13 protein-coding genes are annotated in these 14180 nt (G+C 68.1%); 4 read left to right on the plus strand and 9 right to left on the minus strand.

Annotated features, from left to right (window positions below; genetic code table 11):
- Positions 1 to 26: 26 nt before the first annotated feature.
- The 7 genes from B3T77_RS09545 to B3T77_RS09575 all read right to left on the minus strand — a co-directional run bounded on the left by B3T77_RS09545 (position 27) and on the right by B3T77_RS09575 (position 4856).
- Positions 27 to 1082 (minus strand): acyltransferase family protein, encoded by a 1056-nt coding sequence (locus B3T77_RS09545; protein WP_292079080.1) that lies wholly within the window; start codon positions 1080 to 1082, stop codon positions 27 to 29.
- Between the two features lie 38 nt (positions 1083 to 1120).
- Positions 1121 to 1870 (minus strand): SGNH/GDSL hydrolase family protein, encoded by a 750-nt coding sequence (locus tag B3T77_RS09550; protein ID WP_292079082.1) that lies wholly within the window; start codon positions 1868 to 1870, stop codon positions 1121 to 1123.
- A gap of 88 nt (positions 1871 to 1958) precedes the next feature.
- Positions 1959 to 2246: a spike base protein, RCAP_Rcc01079 family gene (locus B3T77_RS09555; protein WP_292079084.1), complete on the minus strand. Its 288-nt coding sequence runs from the start codon at positions 2244 to 2246 to the stop codon at positions 1959 to 1961.
- Positions 2247 to 2278: 32 nt separating this feature from the next.
- Positions 2279 to 3451 carry a DNA-packaging protein gene (locus B3T77_RS09560; protein ID WP_292079086.1) on the minus strand — a complete coding sequence of 391 codons (1173 nt, stop codon included), beginning with the start codon at positions 3449 to 3451 and terminating at the stop codon, positions 2279 to 2281.
- On the minus strand, positions 3420 to 3863 hold the full coding sequence (locus B3T77_RS09565) for a hypothetical protein (RefSeq protein WP_292079088.1): 444 nt from the start codon (positions 3861 to 3863) through the stop codon (positions 3420 to 3422). The genes B3T77_RS09560 and B3T77_RS09565 overlap by 32 nt, the downstream gene beginning before the upstream one ends.
- A gap of 116 nt (positions 3864 to 3979) precedes the next feature.
- Positions 3980 to 4441 (minus strand): YcgN family cysteine cluster protein, encoded by a 462-nt coding sequence (locus B3T77_RS09570; RefSeq protein ID WP_082854124.1) that lies wholly within the window; start codon positions 4439 to 4441, stop codon positions 3980 to 3982.
- A gap of 40 nt (positions 4442 to 4481) precedes the next feature.
- Positions 4482 to 4856: a DMT family transporter gene (locus tag B3T77_RS09575; RefSeq protein ID WP_349681218.1), complete on the minus strand. Its 375-nt coding sequence runs from the start codon at positions 4854 to 4856 to the stop codon at positions 4482 to 4484.
- Positions 4857 to 4995: 139 nt separating this feature from the next.
- Between B3T77_RS09575 and B3T77_RS09580 the strand changes: the two genes are divergently transcribed.
- A complete protein-coding gene (locus B3T77_RS09580) occupies positions 4996 to 6813 on the plus strand; it encodes an ABC-F family ATP-binding cassette domain-containing protein (protein ID WP_292079094.1) in 1818 nt (605 codons plus the stop codon).
- A gap of 41 nt (positions 6814 to 6854) precedes the next feature.
- Here B3T77_RS09580 and B3T77_RS09585 read toward each other — a convergent pair whose 3' ends face one another.
- Positions 6855 to 7028 carry a hypothetical protein gene (locus tag B3T77_RS09585; protein WP_176758279.1) on the minus strand — a complete coding sequence of 58 codons (174 nt, stop codon included), beginning with the start codon at positions 7026 to 7028 and terminating at the stop codon, positions 6855 to 6857.
- Positions 7029 to 7120: 92 nt separating this feature from the next.
- Between B3T77_RS09585 and B3T77_RS09590 the strand changes: the two genes are divergently transcribed.
- Positions 7121 to 8089 (plus strand): alpha/beta hydrolase, encoded by a 969-nt coding sequence (locus tag B3T77_RS09590; RefSeq protein WP_292079101.1) that lies wholly within the window; start codon positions 7121 to 7123, stop codon positions 8087 to 8089.
- Here B3T77_RS09590 and B3T77_RS09595 read toward each other — a convergent pair.
- Positions 8086 to 10956: a PAS domain S-box protein gene (locus tag B3T77_RS09595; RefSeq protein ID WP_292079103.1), complete on the minus strand. Its 2871-nt coding sequence runs from the start codon at positions 10954 to 10956 to the stop codon at positions 8086 to 8088. The genes B3T77_RS09590 and B3T77_RS09595 overlap by 4 nt on opposite strands.
- Positions 10957 to 12083: 1127 nt before the next feature.
- On the opposite strand from B3T77_RS09595, the gene B3T77_RS09600 reads away from it, so the two are divergent.
- Positions 12084 to 12857 carry an energy transducer TonB gene (locus B3T77_RS09600; RefSeq protein WP_292079106.1) on the plus strand — a complete coding sequence of 258 codons (774 nt, stop codon included), beginning with the start codon at positions 12084 to 12086 and terminating at the stop codon, positions 12855 to 12857.
- A gap of 44 nt (positions 12858 to 12901) precedes the next feature.
- Positions 12902 to 13942, plus strand: coding sequence for an ABC transporter substrate-binding protein (locus B3T77_RS09605; RefSeq protein ID WP_292079108.1), 1041 nt, complete (start codon positions 12902 to 12904; stop codon positions 13940 to 13942).
- Positions 13943 to 14180 lie beyond the last annotated feature (238 nt).

Genomic DNA, 14180 nt, shown 5'->3' on the forward strand with positions numbered 1-14180 from the left:
TCGCGCGGTCCCCCTCCCCCGAGCCGCTACGCGGCTCCGGGGAGGATTCTCAGCATCGGCCGCTCGATCCACACGTGGACGACCGCCCCCGCCGCCAGACTGGCGACCACAGTCAGCCCCACCACCGCATCTCCCGGCAGGGCGACCATCCCGCTCTCGAACATCCGCCCCAAGGCCCGGATGACCAACACATGGGCCAAATAGATCGAATAGGACGCATCCCCCATGAAGGTCGCCGCTCGCTCCAGCCGCCCGGGCGCCTGATCCGTCCGCTCCATCCGCACCACGCCGAACATCAGCATCGCGCTGGGCAGACCCCAGATCAGCACCCGCCTCAACCCGTTCCACGGATCGTTCAACGCCCGCACATCGTCGATGCCGCCATAGCCAAAGACCAGGCCCAGCCCGAACCCGAGCACCGCCAGCCCGACCGCCCACAGCCCCAACCCACGCGGGGCGAACCGCCAAACCGAGGCGATCCCGACGCCCAGCAGAAACTCCAGAATGATCGGCGCGCCCCAGAACCTCAGCACCGGCGCCGCCACGACCAATCCGACCGCCAGCATCACCGCATAGGCCCCGACCAGCCCCCAGCCGACCCGCCGGCCGCCCGCCATCGCCCCACCCGCTATGGCCAGGCCGAACCCGGCGTAGAACAGCATTTCGAAACACAGGGTCCACCCCGGCCCCAGCGCCGGAAACGTCATCTCCAGTCCGCTGAACGGCCAGAACAGGAACGTCGCCGCCGCCACGTCCGCGCTCAGCGTCCCGCCCCGCGCCATACCGATCAGGATCGGCAGCGACAGCAGCCAGTAGATCGGCGCCACCCGTCGAAACCGCCGCCACAGGAAGGCCCCGGCCGCGCCCACGCCCGTCTGACCCTGCGTCGTCGTGGCGATGATGAAGCCGCTGATGACGAAGAACACGTCCACGCCCACGGCGCCGAAATTCTCCAGCGTCCCGCCGCCCAGCGCCGTCTCCAGCTCCAGCCGCGTGCCGGCCAAATCCACGGCGTGCGTGACGACCACCGCCGTCGCCGCCGCGAACCGCACCGCCTGCACCCCGTAGAACCGCTCCCCCATCCGCCACGGTTACCACTGCGCGAGAGCGCGAGACAACCTCAGATCATCACGCGCGCTCGCACCGCCTCGGCGATCCTCGCCTGGCCCGCCGCATTGGGATGGACGGAATCGAACATCAGCCCGCCGCCGAAACTGCCGCCGAACAGGGCCGTCCCGTCGATGGGCGCGGCCAGCCCCCGCGTAGCCGCGACCTCGAACACCGCGTCCCTCAGAGCCGCTTGCGCCGCATAGCTTGCCTTGCCCTGGGCCGGGTCGGACGGACAGCCGGTTATCAGCAGCACGTCCCCCGTCGTCAGGCACCGATCCACCAACGTCCCCAGCCCGGCCTTGTAGGTCGCCACCGCCGTCCCCGCATTCCAGTCATTGATGGTCAGGCACACGACCGACAGATCGGGCGCCGCCGCCGGGATCGACCCATAGGCCCGGTACGGCTGATCCGTCGTGATCCAGTCCGCGATCCGGGCTCCGCCCCATCCGGCGTTGATCACCCGTGCGCGGCGCACGTCCGACCGCCACGCGACCCCGCCCGCGATGAACACCGCCCCGCCCGAGGCCCAGCGCACGCTCACCGGCCCGGCGGTCTCGGGAAAGGCCACAGTCGTGACCGCCATCGACGCCGCCTTGGTGGTGCTTACCGTCGCCCGCACTGCGCCGTCCGTCTCGACGGTCAGCACCCCCAGCGCCGTATTGGTCACGGCCCACAGGTCAAACCGATCGACCGGCCGGTCCGGCTGAAAGCTCCACACGCCCGTCGCCGTGGCCGCGCCTGAGAACAGCTTGCCGCCCATCCCGGTCAGGGCGTTTACGCCCCACCCAAGACACCGGCCAGCACCCCGCCCGGCGCCGCCGTCGCCGCTCCGATCTCGACACCCGACATCAGTCGAAGGCCGCCACGATCTGCGTTGCCGTCGTCCCGGTCGCCAGCACCCGGCGCACCTGCACCGGCAACCATCCCACCGGATGGTTGGCGAAGGTCACGGCGTCCCCGTCCTCGGCCCCGACCGTCAGCACACGGACATTGCCCGCCCCACCGACATACAGCGCCTTGGCGTAGGCCGTCAGATCGACCGTATCGCTGGGCGCTGCCGCCGCCGCGCGCCTCGCCGGCCCGCCCGCATCGCGCCCATGGTTCAGCAATCCGTCCCGCTCGGGAATGGCCGGCATATCGTCTCTCCTGTCGTTGAAATCTTGAGGCTCTAAAGCCCCCGCAATCGCGGTCCCGCCGACTGCGGCCCCAGCATCAGCCGCGTGATCGCCCACACCAGGGCGTCGGCCCGATCCGGGCTGGGTCCGCCCTCGCTGCCCAGCGCCAGCATCTCTTCCTCCAGGGCCGGGAAGGCGTCGCAGTGGACCACCCGCCCCTGTTCATAGAGCAGGGCCACCGGCTCGGCCCGCGCCGCCTTGGACCGCGAGGCGTGGACCATCTCGATCCGGCAGGGACACGCGCTGATGGCCAGGACCGAGCGCACCATGTCGCCGCCCTGATTGCTCTCGGCGACCACCTCGTGCGCGCCGAACTCGTGCGCGGCCGCGCTGACCGCCCCGCCCCAGCTCTGCGGCGAGCGCCCCTGCACCGTCCGGTCGGCCAGCACGAAGACCTGGCGACCTTTTCGCCCCACGACCACGATGCCGCAGGCGTCTCCGGTCGCGGTCGCCGGCGGATCGACCGCCACGACGATCCGGTCCAGTTCGACCGGCCGCGCGCCCTTGGCCCGTTTCAGATCCGCGATGCGGAACAGGGCGCCCTCGCCCTCGACCACCACGCCTTCCAGCTCCTGCGCCGCCAGCCGCGTCCCGCCATAGACGTCGTTCAGATGCGCCAGAAAGCCGGGCGACAGGTTCTGCGCGTTCAGCGCCGTCGCCGCCCGTTCCGTCACCGTCCCGGCCTCGGCCATCAGTCGTCTCAACGCCGGGATCGGCCGGGGCGTCGTCGTCACCGCCAGCAGCGGCTCTTCCCCCAGCCGCAGTCCGAATCTCAGGTTCGACAGCACCATCTCCGGTCGTCGCCAGGCGCAGAACTCGTCCGCCCAGGCCGCATGAAACTGCGGCCCCCTCAGACTGTCGGGATCCTCGGCCGAAAACGCATAGGCCGCCGACTGATTTTTCCACACCAGCCGCCGCCGCCCCGCTTCCCAACGCGGCCGGTCGCCCGGCTCCGCCAGCGCCTTGATCCCCGACGCCCCCTCCACCATCACCTCGCGCACATCGTGCAGAGCGGGGCCGACCAGCGCCAGGGTGATGCCGGGCAGCTCTCGCGCCATGATGTCGATCCAGACCGAACCGGCGAACGTCTTTCCCGATCCCCGGCCGCCCAGCAGCAGCCAGGTCTTCAGGTCATCATCCGTTGGCGAACACTGGTGCTTCGCCACCCGACAATGGCTGCGATGCAGCCTTAGCTCGCGCCCTTTCAGCTGCCTCAGCGTTCTTCTCTTCCAGAATCCGATCAAGCCGCTCGTGCTCGACGACCAGTTCCTGTCGGAGTCGCTCGTCCTCGGCGGGGTCGTAGGTTCGTCCACCCATCTCGTCCTCTTCGTTGTCGCTCAGGCACAGCAGTCGCATCGCCTCGACCGCCTTGGCCGACCGCGCGATCACCCCGATCTGGCGCGCGACCTTCTCGGCGACGGCGGCGTCCTTGACGTCGGTCTCGCAGACGCTCTTGGCCGTCTCTTCGATCTTGGCCTTCATCATCAGGAACAGGGGCTCCATCCACCCGGCGCAGGACGCAGCCGTCTCGCGCGCGCCGCCGCAGCCGCCCTCTCCGTCATCCCGATTTCCCGTCATGCCCAAACCATAGCGGACCAGCGTCCTCAGGCCGGAAGAACGCCCACATAATTCGCCAATGGCTTGTTTTCGCAGCCTTTCAACCAGCGTCATTGCGCTGGCTAGGGGGTGCTAGCCTATCGCTCCCGGCCCCGTTCGACCGTCCATTCCGGCGCCTCGAAATCCAGCGCATCTTCCGGCTCGGCCAGCGACAGCTCCGAAATCGTCTGGCCCCGCACCGACACGCCCGCCGTATGCACCGTCTCGCGACTGCCCGAGATCAGATGATGCCATTTGGCCAGCGGCCGCCCCTCATGCAGCCGGCGATAGGCGCACGACTTGGGCATCCACTCCAACGCCTCGATGTTTCCGGGCGTCAGCTTGATGCAGTCCGGCACCTGGGCCTTGCGGTTCGCATAGTCCGAACAGGCGCAGGCCTCGGGGTCGAACAGCTTGCAATGCACCCGCGTCGGAATGACCTCGCCCGTATCCTCGTCCTCGAACCGGATCACGCAGCACAGCCCGCACCCGTCGCACAGCCCCTCCCACTCGGAAGGCGACATCTCGGCCAGGGTCTTGGTTTCCCAGTAGGGCTGCATGGCGCGCCTCATACGCGCCGCGCCGTCGCTTGTCACAGCCTCAATGCCCGACCGTCTTCGAGAACACGTTGATCACCGCCACGCCGCCGACGATCATCGCCAGCCCGACCATCGCCGGCAGGTCCAGCCGCTGGCGGAACACCACCGTCCCGATCACCGAGATCAGCACCACCCCCAGCCCGCTCCAGATCGCATAGGCGATCCCCACCGGCATCTGCCGCAGGGCGATCGACAGCAGATAGAAGGCCAGGCCGTAGCAGACCGCCATCCCCGCCGTGGGCCAGGCCCGCGTGAACTGCTGCGAGGCCTGCAGCATCGTCGTGCCCGCCACCTCCAGCGCGATGGCGCCCAGCAGCGCGGCCCAGGTGATCATGCTCATGACAGGCCCATAGCGCGGCCCGACGCCCGGCCGCAAATCCACAGCCTGCGGCGCGTATCGCCTTTCCAGTGGCGAAATGGGCCTGAACCCCTTAGATCACACCCGTTTCCGCCCCCCTCCGCCGCGCAGTGCGCGGTTTCCCTCTCCGGCGTCGCCCGAGAGGATCGAAAGTCACATGGCAGCCAGACCCCCCCTCGTCGCACTCAAGGACGTCCGTCTTCAGGACGGCCAGCGCCCCCTCTTCGACGGCGTCGACCTCGCGGTCGAACCGCGCAGCCGCGCCGCCCTCGTCGGCCGCAACGGCGCGGGCAAGTCCACCCTGATGAAGGTCGTCATGGGCCTGATCGAGCCGGACAGCGGCGACCGCTCCATCCAGTCCGCCGTCCGCTTCGCCTATGTGCCGCAGGAGCCGGTCATCACCGGGGAAAACCTGCTGGACTATGCGTCATCGGGCGAGGCCGAGACCTGGACGGCCGAAAGCTGGCTGGAGACCTTCGGCCTGAACCCGGCGAAGTCGACGCAAGGGTTGTCCGGCGGCGAGACCCGCCGCGCGGCGCTGGCCAAGGCCTTCGCCGAAGAACCCGACCTGCTGCTGCTGGACGAGCCGACCAACCACCTCGACATCCTGGCCATCGAACTGCTGGAGAATGAGCTGATTCAGGCCCGGTTCGCCCTGCTGGTCGTCAGCCACGACCGCGCCTTCCTGAACCGCGTCACCAACACCGTCCACTGGCTGGAAGGCCGCCGGGTCCGCACCCTGAACAAGGGCTTCGTCGAATTCGACGAATGGTCCTCCAAGGTGCTGGAGGAAGAGGCCGAATCCCTTCGGCGCCTGACCAAGACCATCGAGCGCGAGACCGCCACCTTCTACTCCTCCATCACCGCCCGCCGCAGCCGCAACGAGGGCCGCGCCCGCTCGCTTCAGGCGCTGCGCGCCGAACGCGCCGAGAAGATGAAGGACGTGCCGCGCGAACTGTATCTCGGCGTCGATTCCGGCTCGACGTCGGGCAAGCTGGTCGCCGAGATCAAGCATGTCTCAAAGGGCTTCAACGGCCGCACCCTGTTCAAGGACCTGACCACCCGCATCATCCGCGGCGACCGTCTGGGCATCGTCGGTCCCAACGGCGCGGGCAAGACCACCCTGGTCAAGACCCTGCTGGGCGAACTCGCCCCCGACGAGGGCACGGTGCGCATGGGCGCGAACCTCGAGCCGGTCTATCTGGATCAGTCGCGCGAGGGGCTGAAGTCGGACATGACCCTGTGGGACGCCCTGACGCCGGGCGGCGGCGACAGCATTCTGGTGCGCGGCGTGTCCAAACACGTCGCCGCCTACGCCAAGGACTTCCTGTTCTCCGAGGCTCAACTGCGCCAGCCGATCTCGACCCTGTCGGGCGGCGAGCGCAACCGCCTGCTGCTGGCCAGGGCGTTGGCGAAGCCCGCCAATATGCTGATCCTCGACGAACCGACCAACGACCTGGACATGGACACCCTGGACAAGCTGGAAGAGCTGCTGGAGGGCTATGACGGCACTCTGATCCTGGTCAGCCACGACCGCGACTTCATCGACCGGCTGTCCACCTCGACCCTGGCCCTGAACGGGCGGGGCGACATCGTCGAGACCCCCGGCGGCTGGACCGACTTCATCCGCCAGAACCCCGGCTTCCTTCAGCCCGGCTCCAACCCCCGTCCCCAGGACAAGGCCGCCGCCCAGCGCGCCGCCGAGGCGCCCCCGCCCGCCGTCGCCCCCAAGAAGACCGCCAAACTCTCCTTCAAGGACGCTCACCGCCTCAAGGAGCTGGAAGCCCTGATCGATGCGTTGCCCGCGACCATCGCCAAACACGACGCGACCCTGGCCGACCCCGGGCTCTACGCCCGCGATCCCAAGGCCTTCGAGGCCGCCATGAAGGCCGCCGAAAAAGCCCGCGCCGAGCTGGAATCCGCCGAACTGGAATGGCTGGAGCTGGAAGAGAAGAAGGCGGCCCTGGCGGGGTAGGGACCGAACGGCCCGTCACCCGGCGAGGACGGCTTGAGGGCCTAACCCTGACTGTCCGGATCCCCGGGCGGCGTCTTCGCCGCGCCCCGGTTCTGCATCACGCTGACGGCGATGCAGGCGACCAGGCCGAACGCGAACCACAGGCCGAACTTGCCCGTCAAAAGCCCGACCAAGCCAAAAATCAACAGGACGCCGAAGGGGGTGAGCCGTTTCATGGGGCGGACGATAACCGGCTTTGTCGTGGCTGACGAGGCTGCGCCAAAGGCCCGGACTTGAAACCAAACCCGCCGCCGCACACTCAAGCTTCATGACCCTGCGCAGCCATCTCGTCGAATTCGCCCCGCCCCAGCAGGCGGCGGTGCGGCGGATTAACGCCGTCCTCGCCCGCGCGCCGCGTCTGCGCACCGACGGCTGGCGGATCGATGCGGGCCAGCGGCTGTCGCTGTGGCTGGACGCGGCCGCCGGGCGGGTCACCACGCCGCGTCTCAGGAAGCGCGGCGTGACGGTCGAGATCGTCCAGACGGACGGCGATCACCCCGTTCCTCTACGCATCCTGCATCCGACAGGCACGCCCCGCGCCGTCATCCTGGACATCCACGGCGGCGGCTGGGTGCTGGGCAGCGCCGGGCTGAACGATCGGCTGAACGCCCATCTGGCGCACCACGGCTTTTGCGTGGTCTCGGTGGATTATCGCCTACTGTCCGAGCGGCGTCAGATCTATATCGACGCCGCCATCGCCGACTGTCTGGCCGCCGCCTACTGGACGGTCACCAATGTCGATCGCCTGGGCGCCTCGACCCTGTTTCTGGCAGGCGAATCCGCCGGCGGGCATTTAGCCGCCCTGACTGCCGTCGCCCTGCGCGACCAGGGGCTGATTGATTTGGTGAAGGGCTGCGTCTTCACCTATGGCGTCTTCGACTTGTCGGGCACGGAAAGCGTGCGCTCGGCGGGACCAGAGACCCTGCTGTTCAATGGCCCGACGATGCAGGCCGATCTGGCGCGCCTGGCGCCGGATCGCGACGAGGCGGCCTTGCGCCAGCCCGACGTCTCGCCGCTGTATGCCGACCTGACCGGCCTGCCGCCCGCCCTGTTCCTCGCCGGCGAACAGGACCCTCTGTTCGAAGACAGTCTGTTGATGGCCACCCGCTGGGGCGAGGCTTCGGACGCCGACCTGATCCGCGTGCCCGAGACCCCGCACGGCTTCCTGCATTTCGGCGGCCCGGCCGCGCGCGGCGCGCGCAAGGCGATCCGCACCTGGCTCAACGCCCGGCTCTAGCTCGCCTCAATCAGTTCGCGGATCCGACTGCCCAGCGCCTCCATGGCGAAGGGCTTGGTCATGACGTGCATGCCGGGATCCAGGTGCCCATTGCCGACCACCGCATTTTCGGCATAGCCGGTGATGAACAGCACCTTCAGGTCCGGCCGATCAATCCGCGCCGCATCCGCCATCTGACGCCCGTTCATCCCGCCCGGCAGACCAACATCAGTCACGAGCAGGTCGATCCGCGCGCCCGATTGCAGCAGCTTCAGCCCCGCCACGCCGTCGGACGCCTCGATGCACTGATAGCCCAGCTCATGCAGGATTTCGGCGACCAGCATCCGCACCGTCGGCTCGTCGTCCACGACCATGACCGTCTCGCCGGCCTGGGCGCGCGGGGCCTGTTCGACCTCGGGGATCAGATCGGCGTCGTCCACCTCGCCGAAGTGGCGCGGCAGATACAGGCAGATCATCGCCCCCTCGCCCGCCTCGGAATAGATCCGCACCTGCCCGCCCGACTGGCGCACGAAGCCATAGATCATCGACAGGCCCAGGCCCGTCCCTTCGCCCAGCGGCTTGGTGGTGAAGAAGGGCTCGAACGCGCGCGCCGCCACCTCCGGCGCCATGCCCGTGCCGGTGTCGCTGACGCAGATGGAGACATATTGTCCCGGCTCCAGATCCTGGGCCTTGGCCGTACGCGCGTCGATCCAGCGGTTGCCGGTCTCGATTGTCAGACGCCCCCCGCTCGGCATGGCGTCGCGTGCATTGATGCACAGGTTCAGCACCGCGTTTTCCAGCTGGTGCGCGTCGATCAACACGGGCCACAGGCCAGCGCCGGCGACCACCTCGACCTCGATGCCCGGCCCGGTCGTGCGCCGCACCAAATCCTCCATCCCGCGGATCAGGCGGTTGGGATCGGTCGGCTTGGGATCCAGGGTCTGACGCCGCGAGAAGGCCAGCAGCCGGTGCGTCAGGGCCGCCGCCCGTTTCGCCGCCCCCTGCGCCGCCACCGTGAACCGCTCCACCTCGGCATGACGCCCCTGCGCGATCCGGTTGGTGATCAGTTCCAGGCTGCCGCTGATGCCGGCCAGCAGATTGTTGAAGTCGTGGGCGATGCCGCCGGTCAGCTGTCCGACCGCCTCCATCTTCTGGCTCTGGCGCAGCGCCTCCTCGGCCTGCATCAGGGCGCTGGTGCGCTCGGCGACCTGTTCTTCCAGCGTCTCATTGAACCGCGCCAGTTCGGCCGACTGGCGGCGCAGGTCCTCGATGTCGGTGTTGGACCCGACCCAGCGCAGGATCCGCCCCTCTTCGTCATGGACGGGCTCGGCCCGAACCATGAAGGTGCGATAGACGCCGTCGTGGCGGCGGATGCGAAACTCGTTCTCATAGACCTGGCCGCTGGCCAGGGCCTGGACCCATCGCTCGGACGCCCAGTCCAGGTCGTCCGGGTGAACGACCTTGCCCCACCCGGTCGTGCCGTCCAACGCGCCCTCTGCAAGGCCGGAGTAGGCATAGACCTGGGGGTTGAACCAATACAGCGACCCGTCCGCCCAACTGGCCCATATCTGGATCGGCGTGGCCTGGGCGAAGACCCGGAACTGGGCCTCGCTGTCGCGCAGGGCCGCCTCGCTTCGGGCGCGCTCGGTCGCCGTACGCACCCGCTCTGCCACCTCTCGCATCAGCCGCAGGTCGCTGTCAGTGTAATGGCGCGGCGTCGCATGGTTGACGAACACCATCGCCACGACCCGCCCCTGCTCCATCAGCGGCATGTTGACGAACGACCCGGCGCTGATGGCCTTCAGGGCCTCGGCTGTATCAGCCGTGCGGGGATCGTATGCGACGTCGTCGATCGCCACCGTCTCGCCGCGCTTGATGTCCTCGATATAGGACCCGTAGTCGCGGAACGACAGGACGCCGGCGATGCTGCTCACCCCCGGCTGGTTGAAGTCGCGGGCGATGGTGATGGTTTCGGCGACCGTGTCCACCGTGCCGTATCCGGCCCGGCTCACGCCCATGGTGCGGGCCAGAACCTGGGCGGAGGCCTGGGCGATGTCGCCGGCGTCGGTCAGGTCGCGGATCGCGTCGTTCAGCTCCAGCAGCGCGTTCTGACGTGTCTCGCTCTGTTTGCGCTCGGTGATGTTGTTGAACAGGATAGCGACCTGCCACGCGCCCGGCCGGCCGATCCGCAGCGCCTGAACGTCATACCAGCGACCAAAGATGTCGGCCGGGTTCTCGAAACGGACCGGCTCGCCCGTGCGCGCCACCCCGCCGTAGAGATCGAACCAGTGCTGCTCCAGCCCCGGCGCGATCTCGCTGACCCATTTGCCGTAAGGGTCGACTAGGCCGGTCATCTCCTGGAAGGCCTTGTTGCCCTCGACGATCCTGTAATCGACGGGCCGGTCGGCCGCGTCGAACTTCATCTCGATGACGCAGAAGCCCGTCGCCATCGCGGCGAACAGGGCGCCGTATCGCGCTTCGCTCAGCGCCAGCGCCTGGTCGGCCCGGTGGCGATCCGACACATCCATCCCCTGGATGAAAACGCCCCAGACCCGACCGTCCTCCTTCAGCGGCTGGAAGACGAAATCGACGTAACGGTCCACCACCTCGCCGCCCGGCTCGGCCTGAACGGCGTACAGGGCGCTGTCGGCCCGGTGCGCCTCGCCGCTGCGGTAAACTTGGTCCAGCAGATCCAGATAGCCTTGCGCCACCGCATCGGTCAGCACCTCGCCCACCGTGCGCCCGATCACCTCGCGGTGGCCGATCACCTTCTGGTAGTTGGGATTGGTCAGCTCGAACCGGTGTTCCGGCCCCGTGACCAGCGCCATGAACCCCGGCGCATGGGCGAACATCTGGGCCAGCTGGCTGCGATTGATACCGATAGACAAGGCGTGGTCAGAGCCGGTGTTGGACAACGAATTCCCCCAAGGACTTTTGTCCGTTGATCACAGAACCCAAAGCGCGCCGCACGGTTGCAGCGCAATGTGTCCGACGCCGGACATAGCGCTCTATCGCCGCGTTTCTGTGGACAAGACAAGACGCTGATCCGCAATCGCGAATTTGATCCGTCCACCGATGTTCACAGGCTTGTCCACCGCCGCCGGGCCAATCGTGCACACTGGGGCGAGTTCGGGCGCTTGCCTCATAGCCGGTTTCGTCCGAACGTCAACAGGCCAAGGGACACGGGGCAGCGGAAATCCAGGGAGACCTGGACCTCCAGCGAACCGGCCCGGCTCTCCGACCCGGCGCTTCGGGCGATCTTCGGATCGTAACGTTCGACAGGCGGGATCCAGGCTCCAGTCTTCGACGGTCTTCGGATCGACGGCAGACAGGAGAACCGGATCGGGATCGACGGACGACGCGGACTAAAATGCCGTGGGACGCCGACGACCAGGAGCGCGACAGGATACAGCCGACCGCCCTTTCGGGTTCGCCCGAAACGACGCTGACGCCAAGGTCCAGACCCGAACGGCCAAGTCCAACCCGGACTTGGCGAGGGGACGAAGCTGACGGGTCCGCCCGCACGCTTCGTCCCCTCGCTCAATTGGGGCGCCGAAGACATGAAATCACGCTAGACAGCCGCCGCGCCAGATGCACCCATGAAGTGCAGACGGAGACACCCATGCGCGCGATCCTGTTCGGCCTCGGCCTTGCTCTGACGATGACGGCGCCCGGGTGGGCGCAAGCGCCGGTCGTTCGCCATCAAAGTGCGACATCGCCGGAGCAGGTCGTGTTTTTGATCCCCTCGACCGACATCCAATGTGACGGTCAGGCGGTTAAGCCGACCTTTTCCGACGATCTCCGCGTGGAAACTACTGGCCCATCTCGGGCCGACCGAACGTCCGTCTCCCTGTCTTTCAGCGTCGATGACACGGGTCGCACCTTCGACATTCGTGCGCCCCGGACTGCGACGCCCTCTAACAGCCCGATCATCATCCCGACCGGCATTGGCTCAGAACATGAACAGGCCGCCCTCGCCGCCTGGCGCTTCGATGGCCCTCGTCGCGACTGCATCATGACCATTCGTTACACGGCCAAACCTTTCATCGAGGCGACGACAGGCGATCTGCTGCGCTATTTCGCGGTCACGCGGACGCGCGGTCCCATCCGAGACGCCGTGGCTGTTCGTCTCGCTGGGCCAGACGCCAACTGCGGAGAAGAGCGCAGAGGCGGTCGCGCGCCCCGCACCGTCAGTTATCCGGACTACAAGATCGGACAGCGTCCGCCGCCAGGCGGTCGATCCTGGACGGTCGTTCGCTGGGACGTCGACGCCGACGGGCGCGCCGTCAATGTCGAGACCCTGGGTTCCGCCGGTGATACGGCGTTCGATGCCGAAACGCGGCGCGCCGTGTCGGAAACCTTTGTCGAGAGCGGAGCGCCGCTGAAAGGCTGCGTCTTCAACTTCTACCGGTACGGCGAAAACCTTCGCGCGCCGGTGATGCAGCAAACCAGCGACGATCCGCTGCAGAACTGTCCCCCCGAAGTCGGTGCGCGATTCCAGGCGCGCGCGACGCCGGAAACCTACCCTCAGGCCTTCAGGGATCGCGGGATTGAGGGCTGGGCCCGCGTGCGGTTCGACTTCGCCACATGGGGTCAAATCGGCAATGTAGGGGTCATCGACGCCCAGCCCGCCTCCGCGTTCGGCGAAAGCGGCGTTCGCGTGGTTCAGACCAGCCGGGCCGACTCCGGGTTCCAGGCGGGCGTTCGCTGTGTAGCGCCCGTCCGCTATGTTCTTTCCCAAAGTCCCGGCGACGGGGCCTCTTCGACATCAGACAACGCGGCGGACTGACGCCCCGCCTTCCCAAGGCCCCTATCGCCCCGTAAGTCAGGGGCATGAGCTTGTTGGGGAATCGCCTGCTGACCCGTCGCCGTGCGCTGATCGCGGGCGGGGCCGCTGTGGCGGCGGGGGCGATCGGGCTTCGGGCCTGCGGGCGGGCCGAGGCGCCGGTGGACGAACAGGGCCGGGTGCGCCTGCGTTTCGCCACCGACTGGCGCGCCCAGGCCGAACAGGGCGGCTTCTATCAGGCGCTCGCCAGCGGGGCCTATGAGAAGCGCGGGCTGAACGTCCAGATCGTCCAGGGCGGCCCCGGCGTGAACGTGCCGCAACTGCTGGCCTCGGGCGCGGTCGAGCTGGGCATGGGCTCCAACAGCTTCATCCCCCTGAACCTGGTCGCGTCCGGCGCGCCGGTGAAGGCGGTCGCCGCCTTCTTCCAGAAGGACCCGCAGGTCCTGATGGCCCATCCCGACGCGGCGCTGGAGACTATCGCCGATCTGGCCGGCCGACCCTTCCTGCTGTCCGAGGCCGGGATCAGCACCTTCTGGGTCTGGCTGAAGGCCAAATACGGCTTTACCGACGAGCAGCTGCGCCCCTTCGCCTATGACCCCGCCGCCTTCATCGCCAATGCACGGGCGGTGCAGCAGGGCTATCTGACCAGCGATCCCTACGCCATCGAACAGGCGGCCGATTTCGACCCGCGCGTCTTCCTTCTGGCTGACGAGGGCTATCCCTCCTACGCCGCCATGATCCTGGCGCCCAACGCCTTCGCCCGCGACAATGCGGCGGCGCTGCGCAGCTTCATCGCCGCCTCGGCCGAGGGGTGGCGCGACTATATCCGCGGCGACGCCTCGGCCGCCGACGCCCTGATCCGCAAGGACAACCCGGACATGACCCAGGCTGTGCTGGATCAGGCCCGCGAGCGCCTGCGCGACTACGCCATCGTCGATGGCGGCGACGCGGCGCTTTACGGCCTGGGCGCCCTGACCGAGGAGCGCTGGCAGGCCTTCTTCGACGTGGCCTCGAAAGCGGGGGTTTACGAGGCCGGTCTGAACTGGCGCGACGCCTTCACCGACAACTATCTGCCCGGTCGCGGCTGACACGCGGTCGTTGTCAAATCCTGGCTTCACATTAGCGCGGGATTAAGGGTCCGAGCTCTAGTGTGTGCGCTGGAATTCCTCTCCGGAGAGCCGCCGTGCGCCGCGCCCTCGCAGTTTCGATCGTCCTGACCGCCGTCAATCTGGCGGCCGGCGCCGCCGTGGCGCAACAGGCGCCGACCAACGCGTCGGGTCTGCGCTACCTGTCCTGGCCCGGCAAGCCGGCGGTCTCCACGCGTGC

This window comes from Brevundimonas sp. UBA7838 (genome assembly GCF_002500885.1).
In the GTDB taxonomy this organism is placed as follows: domain Bacteria; phylum Pseudomonadota; class Alphaproteobacteria; order Caulobacterales; family Caulobacteraceae; genus Brevundimonas; species Brevundimonas vesicularis_C.